This is a genomic window from Halorussus rarus, assembly GCF_003369835.1.
Taxonomy (GTDB): domain Archaea; phylum Halobacteriota; class Halobacteria; order Halobacteriales; family Haladaptataceae; genus Halorussus; species Halorussus rarus.
This window is the reverse complement of the sequence record NZ_QPMJ01000002.1, coordinates 1,462,643-1,475,492: the sequence shown is the minus strand read 5'-3', so window position 1 is coordinate 1,475,492 and position 12,850 is coordinate 1,462,643. Positions and strand designations below refer to the sequence as shown.

Here is a 12,850-nt window from a genome sequence, read left to right as displayed (position 1 = left end):
GAACCGCTCGGCAATAGCATTTCGATTCGTAACCCGCCGGCCGACCGGTCCGGCCGACGTGGCGCGACCGATTCGGGCTCCGAGCCGAAGGCCGCCCGGTCGCCCGGGACGGGCCTCAGTCGAACACCACGGGCGCGCCGTCGGCGAACCGGAACGCCGCCCGGTCGCCCCGCTCGACCCCCTCGCTCCGGCCCTGCATCACGACCGCCAGCTCCAGGCCGTCGCCGACGTCGACGACGTAGTTGGTCTGGTCGCCCTGGAAGTACCGCTCGACGACCTCGCCCTCGAAGGCCCCGCCGTCGGTTCCGCGGCCCGACGCCGCGCCGCCCTCGACCAGCGAGACGTCCTCGGGCCTGAGCGAGACGGTCACGTCGCCCTCGGTGACCGGCTCGTCGGGCGCGAACCGGATTCCCTCCCGGCCGCCGACCTCCACGACGGTTCGGCCGTCCTCGCGGACCGCGCGACCGTCGAGCAGGTTGGTGTCGCCGATGAAGTCCGCCACGAACGGGGTCGCGGGGTCGCGGTAGATCTCCTCTGGCGTGCCGACCTGCTCGAGCTGTCCCTCGTTCATGACCGCGAGCCGGTCGCTGAGCGTCATCGCGACCTCCTGGTCGTGGGTCACGTAGAAGAACGCGCCCCGGGTCTTCTCGTGGATCTTGCGCAACTCCACCTGCATCTGCTTGCGCAGCTTCCGGTCGAGGCTCGACAGCGGTTCGTCCAGCAGCAGGACGCTGGGTTCGTTCACCAGCGCCCGCGCCAGCGCCACCCGCTGCTGCTGACCGCCCGACAGTTCGGTCGGATTGCGGTCCTCGTAGCCGCCGAGGTCGACCAGGTCGAGGTAGGTCTCGACCTTCCGGCGGCGGACCTCGGACTCGGACTCGCCCGCCGACACCTCCCCGTCGCCGAGGCCCATCTTCTTCAGCCCGTAGGCGACGTTCTCGCCCACGGTCATGTGGGGGAACAGCGAGAGGTGCTGGAACACCAGGTTGGTGTCCCGGGCGTCCGGCGGCACGCCCGCCATGTCCCGCCCGTCGATGACGACGTCGCCGTCGGTCGGTGTCTCGAACCCGCTGATCATCCGGAGCGTCGTGGTCTTGCCACAGCCCGACGGCCCGACCAGCGAGAAGAACTCCCCGCGCTCGATGCGGAAGTCGATGCCGTCGACCGCGGTCACGTCGCCGAACTCCTTGCGCACGTCGTCGAGTTCGATCAGTGCCTCTCCCCGCGTCGTCGTCCCTGTCTCCCCCTCTACCGCCATACGGTCCGGTACCCCCCGCGGACACAAAACAGTGGTCGATTGTGAGCATCCCTCACGGAAAAGATTAACTTCTCGTCCGTCGGGTAGAACGCCGATTCCGTTTGTAAATCGAAGAAAGTTCGCGATACCCGTCGAATTTAGTCGAGAAGCAGCCCGTAATATCGACCAATTTTTATTACGCTGCCGGAAGCCACTGTTGCGTGGGTGGGGAAAGCAGATGACACACGAGAAACGCCAACGTAACGCGAACGGAGTGGACGCTACGAACGACCCGACGCCGTCGAGACGCCGGTTCCTCGGCGCGGTCGGCGCGACCGGGCTGGCCGGCGCCTCGGTCGTCGGTACCGCGTCGGGCCAGACGCCGACGCTCAACGTGCTGACCTGGGAGGAGTACGGCGACCCCAAGCTGCTCCAGCCGATTCAGGAGCAGGTCGGCGTCGACATCCAGATCACCCGGTCGACGTCGTCGGCCAAGATGTTCTCCAGCTGGAACGCGGGCCAGTACCGGCAGTACGACATCGCCATCCCGAACAACAACTACGTGCCGAAGATGATGAACGCCGACCTGCTGGCCCCGGTGCCCGAGGGCGTGGTGACGAACCAGCAGAACATCTACGACACGTTCCAAGGGTTCGCCCAGAACCAGTTCACGGCGAACGGCCAGCGGTACGGCGTGCCGGTCCGGTTCGGCTGGTACGGCTACTCCTACGACTCCCGGAAGATTCCGGACCACGAGCCGACCCGCGAGATCCTGTTCAGCGAGAACTTCCAGGGGACGGACCTCCGCGGGCAGATCGTCATGTACGACAACCACTTCAAGGCGATGAGCGGGACCGCCCTCTACCTGGGGATGCGCGACGCGTTCGAGGGCCAGCGCGTGACCCTCTCGGAGGATCAGATCGCCGAGGTCAAGCAGACGATGATCGACCAGAAGCCCCTGCTCCAGGGGTACATCGCCGCCGACCCGACCTACATCAAGTCGTTCCGGCAGGGCAACTTCCTCGTCGGCCAGTCGGGCCGCAACGAGATCGTCGAGATGTGGGCCAACGGCGACGACTGGCCCGAGATGGCCGTCCCGCAGGAGGGCGCGCTGGCGTGGTTCGAGTCGGCCGTCGTCTCGAAGGCCTCGAACAACAAGCAGAAGGCGTGGGAGGTCGTCAACGAGTACATCTCGCCGAAGCTCGGGGCGACGCTGGCGAAGGTCGGCTACTCGCCCAGCGTCAACCCGGCGACCCAGGAGTACCTGACCGAGGAGCAGAACCAGCTCTACGGCGCCATCGACCCCGCCAAGATCCAGAACTTCATCCCGTTCAAGGCGGTCGAGAACGAGCAGGCGTGGATACAGGCGTGGGAGGAGATCAAGGTCGCCTAACGTGTCCACCGAAACCCCCGAGCGCGGCCGGTCGGCGCGCGAGCGAGCGGTCGGCGCGTTCACCTCGCGGGCGAGCAAGCTGGGGATAACCGCCGGACCGGCGCTGATCTGGCTGTTCCTCCTGCTGCTCGCGCCCCTGACGTTCATGGTGGCGGTGAGCTTCACGAACGTCAACACCCTCACGTACGAGATCATCTGGGAGCCGACGATGGAGAACTACGGGCAGCTGTTCGCCGGCGAGGGGCCGTTCTGGCAGACGGCGTTCTTCCAGTCGCTCACGCTGTCGTACTTCATCGCGGCGGTGACGACGGTGCTGTGCCTGGTGCTGGCGTTCCCGCTGGCGTACCTGCTGGCCCGGCGGGGCGGGACCACGTTCAAGGTGGTCATCTTCCTGGTGCTGCTGCCGTTCTTCACCATGTACCTGGTGCGGGCCTACTCGTGGTACCTCATGTTCGGCCCGAGCGGCGTCATCAACAGCACCCTGATCCGCATCGGTATCATCGACGGCCCGCTGGGGCTGTTCAACTACGGGGTGCCGGCGATCATCGTGGGGCTGACCCACGCGTACTTCCCGTACATGCTGCTGTCGCTGTACGCCAGCCTCGACGGCCTCGACTTCTCGCTCACGGAGGCGGCGCGCGACCTGGGCGCCAGCCGGATCGAGACGCTGAAGGACGTCATCCTTCCGCTGGTGCTGCCGGGCATCATCAGCGGGAGCCTGTTCGTGTTCGTGCCCGCGCTGGGCGCGTTCATCACGCCCCAGTTCCTCGGCCAGGGGAAGGTGCTGATGATCGGCCAGCTCATCGAGGAGCGCATCAACTCGCTGTACGCCATCGGCTACGGCAGCGCCGCGTCGATGTTCATCGTCCTCAGCATCGTCATCGCGTTCGCGCTGGCGTTCCGGTACGTCAGCATCGAGGACCTGGGGGGCGTCTGAGATGGCGACCGAGACCGACGCCGGCACCGAGACCGACCGTCCCGCCGGAACCGACACCGGGGCCGGGACCCGCATCCTCGACCACGAGCGCAAGGAGTGGCTGCTCGGCCGGGGGCTGTACGTCGTCGCGGGCGCGCTGCTGGTGTTCCTGTGGATTCCGCTCGCGGTGATGATCATCCTCTCGTTCGCGGTCAACGCCAGCACGTTCTTCCCGTTCCGCGGGTTCACCCTGGCCCACTACGGCGCGACGTTCGCGGACGCCGCGCTGATGGGGTCGCTCTGGAACAGCGTCCAGATCGCGACGCTCGCGGCGTCCATCGCCACCGTACTGGGCGTACTCGCCAGCTTCGCGCTCGCCCGGTACGCGTTCCCGCTCAAGGAGACCTACCGGACGTTCGGCATCCTGCCGATGGTAATCCCGGGCGTGGTGCTGGGCATCGCGCTGCTAATCTACTTCCGCACGCTGCTGCCCCAACTGTTCGGCATCGTCATCGTGCCGGGGTTCTGGACGGTCGTGCTCACGCACAGCGTGTACGGCTTCCCGTTCGTGCTGCTGTTGGTCACGTCGCGGCTGTACACGTTCGACGAGTCGCTGGAGGAGGCCGCCAGGGATCTCGGCGCGGACCCGCTGACGGTGTTCCGAGATATTACGCTACCCATCGTGGCGCCCGCCATCGGTGCGGGCTTCCTGTTCGCCTGGATCCGCTCGTTCGAGGACTTCATCCGGGCGTTCTTCGTCCGCGGGACGATGGACGTGCTGACGACCTCGATGTTCTCGATGATCAAGTACGGCACCGCCCCGAAGATGAACGCCATCTCCTCGTTCATCGTCCTCGTCATCGCCGTCGTGCTCGCCGTGGCGATGAACGTCGGCAACGTGACCGGGATGGTGGCGGGGACCGAGGGCGAGGAGTAGTCGGGGCGGAACCCGCTTCTCCCTCCGGCTCACGAGAGGCCCAGCAGCGCCATCGCGCCGAACAGCAGGTCGCCGTAGGTCAGCGCGACGACGGTGCCGACGAACAGCGGCACCACGAACGGGATGCCGGGCGAGACCCAGACCTCGTCCTCCGAGACGAGCACGTCCAGGCCGTCCCGGAGCCCTCCGGGCGTCGTGCCGTAGGCGCCGTGGTCGATGTCCGCCAGGAACGCCGCCGCGCCCCAGGGGTCGTCGTCGGGCGCGTCGGCGTCCGGCTGTTCATCGACTGCAGCTTGGTCCGCCGACGCTTCGAGTTCGCCACCGTCGGCGCGGACCTCCGCGACGTCCACCGCGCCGTCGCCCGGCGGATTCGGGTCGTCGGGCAGCGTCGCGGGGTCCCGGAGGCGGTCGGGCCGTTCCCGGAGTTCCGCGAGCGTCAGACCCCGCCACCGGAGATACATCCGGACCGCGTCTAAGTCCACGCCGTTCCGGGTCACGCCCTCGGGCGCCTCCAGCAGGCGGCCGTGTTCGTCGGGAACCGCGTCCCACGCCACGGGCTTGCCGACGAACATCACCGACGAGAACCGGCCGGCGGCCGCGTTGCGCGCGAGCACCGCCAGCGGGTAGAGCGCGCCAAGCAGCACCGTGTTCGTCAGGACGGTCAGCGAGAACACGCCGACCGTCGTCTGCTGGTGGGGCAGCGCCCAGCCCAGCACCTCGTAGGTCGGATACGTCGGAAAGAGCGCAGCGACGACCAGGAACGCCTTCGCGTCGGCGCCGCCGAACGCCCGGAACCACCAGAACGCGACGACGAGGGGCGCGACGAACCCGAGGCTGACGGCGGCGCGCACGGCGAACGCTCGGGTCTCGAAGGGCGTGCCGGCCAACGCCTGCCAGCCGTCCCAGACCAGCAGGACCACCGCGAGCGCGGCGAGCGGATACCAGGTCCGGTTCGGGACCCGGCGGGTCTTGACGTCGCGCCACGCGGCCCAGCCGAAGACCGGGACGACGAGCAGTCGCAGGAGGTCGGGGATCGAGGCGTCGAGTGGTGCCACGGCGAGTAGTGCTCCGTGAGCGAGGGTTGTTCCGGCTTCCTATATAAATGTACGAGGAAGATTCCGGGGAAACGAATCGCGGCGGCCGACCGGTCGCCTCGACGGCGACTCGGTCCTTCTCGTCGTCCGCTCGGCCAGCGCTCCCATCACTCGCTCGGCCAGCGCTCCCATCACTCGCTCGGCCAGCGCTCCTATCGGTGACTCAGTCGTCCTCGTCGACCGCGTGGATCGCCTCGACGCGCCACGACGTGGTCCCGTCGTCGGTCGCGGCCAGCGTCGCGTCGACGGTCCCGCCGTCGTCGGCCAGCCGCTCGAACAGGTCGGCCTCGCCCTCGGGCAGCGGGACGGCGACGTACTGGTCGTCGGAACTCCGGAGGACGACCTCGCGCTCGACCGCGTCGACGTTCCAGACGCGGAAGGTGTCGCGCATCGTCACGTCAGAGCACCCGGAACACCCGGACCGTGTCGCGCTTGCCGGGTTCGCTGAGGAGCTGTGCGAGCCCCAGCTCCGAGAACACGTCCTTCCAGTTGCGGTGGTAGAGCGGGAAGTCGTCGTGGACGTAGCTCACCTCGGCGCCCTCGCGACCGCGCATGGGGCTGTTGCCCTCGTTCTCTGCGGTGATGAGCAGGTCGTCAGTGACCCGGATCAGCTCCTCGAACGCCCAGGCGTTGTCGGGGTGGACGTGCTGGAGCGTCTCGACCGAGTAGACGACGTCGAACTGGCCGTCGTCGAACTCCGGGACGAGGTCCTCGATGGCCCCGGTGTGGAACGTCCCGGTCTCGGCGAGCCGGGGATAGTGGTCGGCCATCACGTCGAACGAGTCGTCGTTGATGTCGATGCCGGTGAGGTTCCGGTACCCCTCGTCCAGCAGGGCCGCGAGGTGCCGGCCCGAACTGCAGCCGACTTCGAGGACGGCGGCGTCGCGGTCCACGTAGTGGTCGAACACGGCCGCGAGGGTCTCGGTGACCTCGTTGGGGCCGATGTCGGCGTAGTAGTCGGGCGAGAACGCCTCCGAGCGGTTCGCCCAGTACCGGTGGTTGTCCTCGGGGTCCGTCTGCGCGTCCTCGGGGTCCATACGCGACGCCACGGGTCCGAGCGTAAAGAGGCCGCGGAGTCGCGCCGAGTTCCGGGCGGTCGCTCGCCGGCGCCCCTATCGGCGTAGAGCGCCCGGCGTCCTCTCCACCGATACGCAACTAGATATTTAAATTATATTCACGAAAGCGAAACGGCGGCCGCAGAAATCTTCCCGGACCGAACCGTATCCGGCGGCGTACAACGATGTCGTCACAGACCGTGTTGATTCCGGTGAGGTTCCCCGACCCGGACCCGCTACCTTCCACGTTCGTCGACGGACTGACCGGCTGCAAGGTGATCCTGCTCGGCGTCTACGACCTCGAGACCGACCCGTCGCCCGACGAGCGACAGCGGCGCGAGATCGAGGCGTACCAGGCCCTGTACACGCTCGCCGCCGACTTCGTCCGCGAGGGCGAGGTCGCCGAGGTGGAGCTCGTCATGGGCCGGGACGCGGCCGACGCCCCGACGACCGTCGCCGAGGACCGCGACGTCGACGCGCTGCTCGTCCCGAACCCCATCACGACCCTGGGCCACGTCCTGGTCGCGGTCCGCGAGGAGACGTTCGCCCAGCCCGTCGCCGACTTCGTCTGTGCGCTGAACCAGGAGACGCTGCTGCACACCGACCTCCTCCACGTCGCCGACTCCGAGGCCGACGTCGAGGCGGGCGAACGGCTGCTCTCGGACATCGAGAACCGGCTCGTCGACGAGGGCTACTCCCGGGCGGGCATCGACAGTGAGGTCGTCGTCGACGACGACCCCGCGTTCGCGATCAGCCAGGCGGCGAGCGACAGCGACCTGATCGTCGTGGGAGAAACGCGGGAACCGGGCGTCGAGCGCGTCTTCGGCAAGACCTACGAGTCGATCGCCGAGCGGACGGAGCTCCCGATTATCGTCGTCCGGGACGACTAGGCGACTCGGGACCGCCGAGCAGGTTCGGAGACGTCGGACCGGTCGTCAAAAATGGACCGTCGCGGGTGGTGCCGCTGCGAGCGCGGCGGACGACGGGTTGCCGTGGTGGTCGCGCGTACAGTGCGCCGCGTCCGCGCTCAGATGACGCGGTTCTGGAGGTAGTCGAGGTGCTTGGCGTTGTAGACGATCTTGACCTCGTCGGCGGCCGGGCTGCCGATGCAGGTCAGGCGGACGTTCTTGTCCTCGACCTCCTCGTCGGAGAGGATCTGCTGCATGTCCATGTCGATCTCGCCCTCCTTGACGATGGCCGCGCAGTTCGCGCAGGCGCCGGCGCGGCACGAGAACGGCCAGTCGTACCCCTGGGCCTCGGCGGCCTCGAGGATGTACTCGCCCTCGGCGACGTCGAGCGTGCCGTAGTCCTCGTCACCGAGGTCGGCGTCGGCCGCCTCCTCGAAGAGGTCGTCGTCGTCCATGTCCCAGCCCTGGTCGTCCAGCACTTCGTAGTTGAGGTATTCTACGGTTGGCATCAGCCGAGGATTCGACCGCGACATGGTTAGTAGTTATTGTTTCACGCCGAGACGCTCCGACGCTACTGATAAATCGGGAAGAACCTGACGGCCCGGTCACCGGTACAGCGGGAAGAACTCGAACAGCAGGAACGACGCCACCGCCGAGATGCTCGGGGTCAGGATCCAGAGCATGATGACCCGCCCGGTCGAGGCCGGGTCGAACAGGTCCTTGGTCTGGAGTTCGGCGGGGTTCTCCTCGCCGATCTTCCGGACCTCGTCGTCGGGTTCGGCGGTGAGCGCGTCGACCGACATCTTCGACTCGCCCTCGGCGGCCCGGTCGGACTCCTCGCCCTCGCCGCGGACCGCGGCGGCCGCGGCGTCGCGGACCCTGACCGCGCGGGTCGCCCGGCCCCACCCCAGCCCGATGATGCACATCGTCGCGCTGACCGCGAGGCTGGCCGGGATGCCGAGGTACGACAGGAACGTGATGAGCGACGCCGACACCACCTCCACGATGAGCGCGGCCAGAAGCGGGAGGTCGGTGAGGTCGTTGCCGACGGTGTCGAGGGTCCGCCGGGCGATGGTGAACGCGCCGACCGCGATGGCGCCCGCGGCGAGCAGGATGCCCTGATTGATCTCGATGGCCCCGCTGCCGACCAGCGGCGCCACCGCGTTGGCGACGTTGCTCGCGCCCGCCGAGAACGCCATGTAACAGCCGATGACGACGACGAGGACGCTGCTTATCAGTTCGCGGCGGTTCGTGTTCGCCGCCGGGACCGGGACGGGGACCGACGCCACGCGGCCGTACTCGAACAGCGGCCCCTCCGACTGGTCGATGCGGAACCAGACGTCGAGGTAGGGGTAGAGGTACCGCCCGATGACCGCGCAGACCCAGAACGCGACGATGGGCGCGACCAGCCACCACGAGACGATCTGGCCCATCACGCCCCAATCGATGTTCCCGGCCGCGACGCCGAGGCCCGCGATGGCGCCCACGGCGGTCATCGAAGTCGACGCCGGCACCCCGAACAGGTTCGAGACCAGCAGCGCCAGTCCGACGAAGAACAGCACCCCGACGCTCGCGGGGAGGGTGAACAGCGCCGAGGGGACGATCTCGCCGCCCATCGTCTCGACGACGTTCCGGCCGACCGTCCAGCCGCCCAGCAGCGCGAAGCTCGCCATCAGCGCCGCCGCACCCAGCTTCGAGATCACGCCGCTGCCGACCGCGGGACCGAACGCGACCCCTGTCGAGGAACCACCGATGTTGAAGCCGACGAAGACGGCGACGGCGAGACCGACGAGGAGGAGTACGCTGATCACACCCGTACGAACGCACGACGGCCGTTAAATCATAACGGTTCAGCGACCCGGCTGTGGCCGCTCTCGGGGTCGAGCCGGGGTCGCAGTCGGTCAACGAGACTCCGAGACGGCAGTCGGCCGCCCCGATTTCGGCGGCGTCACAGCGGCGCGTATCGGAACACCAGGTACGCCGCGACCGTCGCCACCGCGGGCACGAGATTCTGGAGCAGGACGACCCGCGCGGTGGTCGCCGGCTGGTAGAGTTCGGCCGCCGACGGGGGCGCCCCGTCCGCGGCGGCGGTCGGGCGGTCGCCGTCCTCGAACGGACCGCCGCCCGACGCCGGCCCCGCCGGCGTTTCGGGGACCGCGTCGGCCACCGTGGCGCGACCCCAGCCGAGGCCGACCACGCTCATGGTGGCGATGACGACGAAGCTCGCGGGAACGCTCAGCGCGGACAGCACCGTCACGATGGACGAGCTCACGACCGCGACCACGATGGCCGCGACCAGCGGGAGCTCCGTGAGGTCGTTGCCGACGGTGTCGAGGGTCCGCCGGGCGATGGTGAACGCGCCCAGCGCGGTGGCCCCGGACGCCAGCAGCACGCCCTCCGTCATCGAGACGGCGCCGTTGCCGACCAGCGGCGCGACCGCGTTCGCCACGTTGCTCGTCCCCGCCGAGAACGCCATGTAACAGCCGATGACCACGACGAGAATCGTGCCGATGAACTCCCGGCGCGTCGTGTTCGGACCCAGTTCCGGGCGCGGCACGGCGCCGTCTCCGCCGAGCGTCACGAGGGGGCCCTCGGTCCGGTCGATGGCGATGGCCTCGGCGAGCCGGTCGTACCGGTACCGGCCGACCACGGCGCTGACCCAGAAGCCGATAACCGGCGCGAGCAGCCACCAACCGACGATCTCGAGGACCGTATCGACCCTGAGGCGACCGGTGGCCAGCCCCAGCCCCACGATGGCGCCGACCGCGGTCATCGAGGTCGAGGCCGGGACGCCGAAGACGTTGCCGGCGAACAGCGCCAGGCCGATGAACAGCAGGACGGCGATGCTCACCTCCATCGTGAAGGGGTCGCCCGCGACGAGGTCCTTCCCGAGCGTGTCCACGACCCGGCGGCCCAGCGTCCAGCCGCCGACCAGGAACGAGACGCTCATCAGGCCGGCCGCGCCCGCCTTCGAGACCGCTCCGCTCCCGACCGCCGGCCCGAACGCGACCCCCGTGTTCGAGCCGCCGATATTGAAGCCGACGAAGATGGCGACGCCGACGCCGACGAGGAGGAGGACACTGCTCACGGTCGATACGACGGCGGAGAACCGCTTAAATCGTGGTGGTCGGTGGCACGACCCGACGGGTTCCCGACCGACGTCGGGGACGCCCGGAAACGAACGCGATTCAGAATCCGAATATCGGGACGAACCGGAAGGTGAGATACGCCCCGAGCGTCGCTATCGCGGGCACGACGTTCTGCATCAGGACGACTCGGGCGGTCGTCGCGGGGTCGAACAGCGCCCCCGCACTGGGGACGTCCTCGGAGCTCTCCTCGCCGATGGGCGGCAACTCCTCGCCCTCCTCGTCGGAGGCGAGCGCGTCGACCGACACCGGCGGCGTCTCCTCGGGGGAGACGGTTTCGGGGATGGTCATCGGCCGGGTCGCCCGGCCCCACCCCAGTCCGATGATCGACGTCGTTGCGATGATGACGAAACTCGCGGGGATGCCGAGTACCGAGAGGAAGATGACGAGCGTGGAACTGACGGTAGCGACGACGATAGCCGCGGTCAGCGGGAGCTCCGTGATGTCGCTGCCCATCGTCTCCAGCGTCCGGCGGGCGATCGTGAACGCGCCGACCGCGACGGCGACGCATCCGACGAGTATCGCCGGGTTCATCGCCAACTCGCCGCTCCCGACCAGCGGCGCCACCGCGTTGGCGATGTTCGAGGTCCCGGAGCTGAACGCCATCAGACACCCTATGGAGACGACGGTGACCGTTCCGGCCAGCTCCCGGCGGTTGGTCGTCCGGTGGAGGCGGGGTATCGGTACCGCGCCCGAGCGGTCGACGTCGAACAGCGGGCCCTCGCTGCGCTCTATCTTGACTATGCGGTTGAGTCGCGCGTAGAAGTACCGACCGACGATCAACGACACCCAGAAACCGATGATCGGCGAGACGACCCACCAGGTGACTATCTCGCCCATGACGGCGAGATCGAGAGCGTCACCGGCGAGTCCCAGCCCCGCGATGGCGCCGACGGCCGTCATCGAGGTGGAGGCGGGCACGCCGAAGACGTTGCCCACGAAAAGCGCGACCCCGATGAAGAAGAGCACCACGATGGACGATTCGAGCGTGAACACGTCGGTGTCGACGACCAGTTCCGTGCCGAGCTTCGTCACGACGTTCCGACCGATGGTCCAGGCACCGACGAAGAAGAACAGACCCATCAGCGCCGCCGCGACCGTTTTCGAGATCGCGTCGGCGCCCACGGCTGGGCCGAACGCCGGCCCCGTCGTCGAACCGCCGATGTTGTACGCGACGAACATCGCCACGAGGACGCCGACGACGAGCAAGACGCCGACCATCAGTCGTTCCCGCCCGCCGTGGCGTCTTTCCGGTCCTCCTCGTCTTCACTGTCCTCTTCGTCTACCGACTCCAACTGCTCCTCCAGCGTCTCCTCGACGGTCTCGTTGACTGTCTCCTCGACGGTCTCACCGACCTTCTCCTCGACCACTTCGCCGACCGTCTCCTCGACGGTGTCACCGACGGTCTCTTCGACGGTTTCGCCGACCTTCTCCTCGACCGCTTCGCTGACGTTCTCTTCGACCGTCTCACCCACCGTTTTCTCGACGGTTTCGCCGACTTTCTCCTCGACAGTTTCGCCGACGGTTTTCTCGACGCTATCGCTGACCTTCTCCTCGACGGTGTCACCGACGGTCTCCTCGACCGTCTCGCCCACCGTTTTCTCGACGGTGTCGGTCACCGTCTCCTCGACGGTTTCGCCGACCGTCTCTTCGACGGTGTCACCGACGGTCTCGTTGACTGTCTCCTCGACCGTCTCGTTGACTGTCTCCTCGACCGTCTCCTTGACCACCGAGGTCATCCAGTCCGGGTCGAACCGGGCCATCTTCCAGACGACGTGGATGAGATACGAGAGCAGGATGCCGAAACCGAACGCCAACCCGATGGCGTAGTCGGTAACGACGATCAGGCCGACCGAGATCGCGATCAACAGACCGTACGCGAGGTCGACTACCGAGTCAACGCGGTTCGGATTCATCGCACTCCAGACCGTTCGGGGACGAGGTCGCTCCGCTGTCCATCCGGTGCTAAAAAATACACGTGTATCTTTCTAGAACGACCCACCGCTGAAGTACTTTGGCAAAGACGGCACGACTCGGGTCGATGTCCGCCGTCATTTTCCGCCGCAGTGTCGTTGGCCCTCGTCGTCGTTGACCGTGGAACAGTACCCGCGCTCGCCGCTCCAACAGCGATTGCGAGTGCTGGCAAAAGACACAGACGAAGAAA

Annotated in this window: 13 protein-coding genes; 4 read left to right on the top strand and 9 right to left on the bottom strand. The window is 67.7% G+C overall.

The window, feature by feature from the left end:
- Positions 1 to 115: 115 nt before the first annotated feature.
- Positions 116 to 1,258 carry an ABC transporter ATP-binding protein gene (locus DVR07_RS15670; RefSeq protein ID WP_115798202.1) on the bottom strand — a complete coding sequence of 381 codons (1,143 nt, stop codon included), beginning with the start codon at positions 1,256 to 1,258 and terminating at the stop codon, positions 116 to 118.
- 217 nt (positions 1,259 to 1,475) lie between these two features.
- Between DVR07_RS15670 and DVR07_RS15665 the strand changes: the two genes are divergently transcribed.
- The 3 genes from DVR07_RS15665 to DVR07_RS15655 are packed head-to-tail and all read left to right on the top strand — an operon-like array spanning position 1,476 to position 4,483.
- A complete protein-coding gene (locus tag DVR07_RS15665; protein ID WP_115798201.1) occupies positions 1,476 to 2,630 on the top strand; it encodes an ABC transporter substrate-binding protein in 1,155 nt (384 codons plus the stop codon).
- Position 2,631: 1 nt separating this feature from the next.
- A complete protein-coding gene (locus DVR07_RS15660; protein ID WP_115798200.1) occupies positions 2,632 to 3,567 on the top strand; it encodes an ABC transporter permease in 936 nt (311 codons plus the stop codon).
- Between the two features lies 1 nt (position 3,568).
- Positions 3,569 to 4,483 carry an ABC transporter permease gene (locus tag DVR07_RS15655; RefSeq protein WP_115798199.1) on the top strand — a complete coding sequence of 305 codons (915 nt, stop codon included), beginning with the start codon at positions 3,569 to 3,571 and terminating at the stop codon, positions 4,481 to 4,483.
- 29 nt (positions 4,484 to 4,512) lie between these two features.
- Here DVR07_RS15655 and DVR07_RS15650 read toward each other — a convergent pair whose 3' ends face one another.
- The 3 genes from DVR07_RS15650 to DVR07_RS15640 form a co-directional block, all read right to left on the bottom strand.
- A complete protein-coding gene (locus tag DVR07_RS15650; RefSeq protein ID WP_115798198.1) occupies positions 4,513 to 5,538 on the bottom strand; it encodes an A24 family peptidase in 1,026 nt (341 codons plus the stop codon).
- Positions 5,539 to 5,740: 202 nt separating this feature from the next.
- Positions 5,741 to 5,968 (bottom strand): hypothetical protein, encoded by a 228-nt coding sequence (locus tag DVR07_RS15645; RefSeq protein ID WP_162829601.1) that lies wholly within the window; start codon positions 5,966 to 5,968, stop codon positions 5,741 to 5,743.
- A gap of 7 nt (positions 5,969 to 5,975) precedes the next feature.
- The gene (locus tag DVR07_RS15640; protein ID WP_115798196.1) at positions 5,976 to 6,614 is read right to left on the bottom strand and encodes a class I SAM-dependent methyltransferase; all 639 of its coding nucleotides are present in this window, start codon (positions 6,612 to 6,614) and stop codon (positions 5,976 to 5,978) included.
- Between the two features lie 203 nt (positions 6,615 to 6,817).
- Here DVR07_RS15640 and DVR07_RS15635 point away from each other — a divergent pair, with 203 nt between their 5' ends.
- Positions 6,818 to 7,522 (top strand): universal stress protein, encoded by a 705-nt coding sequence (locus tag DVR07_RS15635; RefSeq protein ID WP_115798195.1) that lies wholly within the window; start codon positions 6,818 to 6,820, stop codon positions 7,520 to 7,522.
- A 137-nt stretch (positions 7,523 to 7,659) separates the two neighbouring features.
- On the opposite strand, the gene fer is transcribed toward DVR07_RS15635, so the two are convergent.
- The 5 genes from fer to DVR07_RS15610 all read right to left on the bottom strand — a co-directional run bounded on the left by fer (position 7,660) and on the right by DVR07_RS15610 (position 12,602).
- Positions 7,660 to 8,049: a ferredoxin Fer gene (gene fer / locus DVR07_RS15630; protein ID WP_115798194.1), complete on the bottom strand. Its 390-nt coding sequence runs from the start codon at positions 8,047 to 8,049 to the stop codon at positions 7,660 to 7,662.
- 96 nt (positions 8,050 to 8,145) lie between these two features.
- Entirely contained in the window at positions 8,146 to 9,351 is a 1,206-nt protein-coding gene (locus DVR07_RS15625; RefSeq protein ID WP_115798193.1) for an inorganic phosphate transporter, read from the bottom strand.
- A 137-nt stretch (positions 9,352 to 9,488) separates the two neighbouring features.
- Positions 9,489 to 10,628: an inorganic phosphate transporter gene (locus DVR07_RS15620; RefSeq protein WP_115798192.1), complete on the bottom strand. Its 1,140-nt coding sequence runs from the start codon at positions 10,626 to 10,628 to the stop codon at positions 9,489 to 9,491.
- A 100-nt stretch (positions 10,629 to 10,728) separates the two neighbouring features.
- Entirely contained in the window at positions 10,729 to 11,907 is a 1,179-nt protein-coding gene (locus DVR07_RS15615) for an inorganic phosphate transporter (RefSeq protein ID WP_115798191.1), read from the bottom strand.
- Positions 11,907 to 12,602 (bottom strand): hypothetical protein, encoded by a 696-nt coding sequence (locus tag DVR07_RS15610; protein WP_115798190.1) that lies wholly within the window; start codon positions 12,600 to 12,602, stop codon positions 11,907 to 11,909. Before DVR07_RS15610 ends, DVR07_RS15615 begins: the two co-directional genes overlap by 1 nt.
- Positions 12,603 to 12,850 lie beyond the last annotated feature (248 nt).

Excerpts from the sequence above, each read along its gene's own strand:
- DVR07_RS15670 (WP_115798202.1), bottom strand. The coding sequence starts at position 1,258 with ATGGCGGTAGAGGGGGAGACAGGGACGACGACGCGGGGAGAGGCACTG.
- fer (WP_115798194.1), bottom strand. The coding sequence starts at position 8,049 with ATGCCAACCGTAGAATACCTCAACTACGAAGTGCTGGACGACCAGGGC.
- DVR07_RS15665 (WP_115798201.1), top strand. The coding sequence starts at position 1,476 with ATGACACACGAGAAACGCCAACGTAACGCGAACGGAGTGGACGCTACG.
- DVR07_RS15655 (WP_115798199.1), top strand. The coding sequence starts at position 3,569 with ATGGCGACCGAGACCGACGCCGGCACCGAGACCGACCGTCCCGCCGGA.
- DVR07_RS15640 (WP_115798196.1), bottom strand. The coding sequence starts at position 6,614 with ATGGACCCCGAGGACGCGCAGACGGACCCCGAGGACAACCACCGGTAC.
- DVR07_RS15635 (WP_115798195.1), top strand. The coding sequence starts at position 6,818 with ATGTCGTCACAGACCGTGTTGATTCCGGTGAGGTTCCCCGACCCGGAC.
- DVR07_RS15615 (WP_115798191.1), bottom strand. The coding sequence starts at position 11,907 with ATGGTCGGCGTCTTGCTCGTCGTCGGCGTCCTCGTGGCGATGTTCGTC.
- DVR07_RS15645 (WP_162829601.1), bottom strand. The coding sequence starts at position 5,968 with ATGCGCGACACCTTCCGCGTCTGGAACGTCGACGCGGTCGAGCGCGAG.
- DVR07_RS15610 (WP_115798190.1), bottom strand. The coding sequence starts at position 12,602 with ATGAATCCGAACCGCGTTGACTCGGTAGTCGACCTCGCGTACGGTCTG.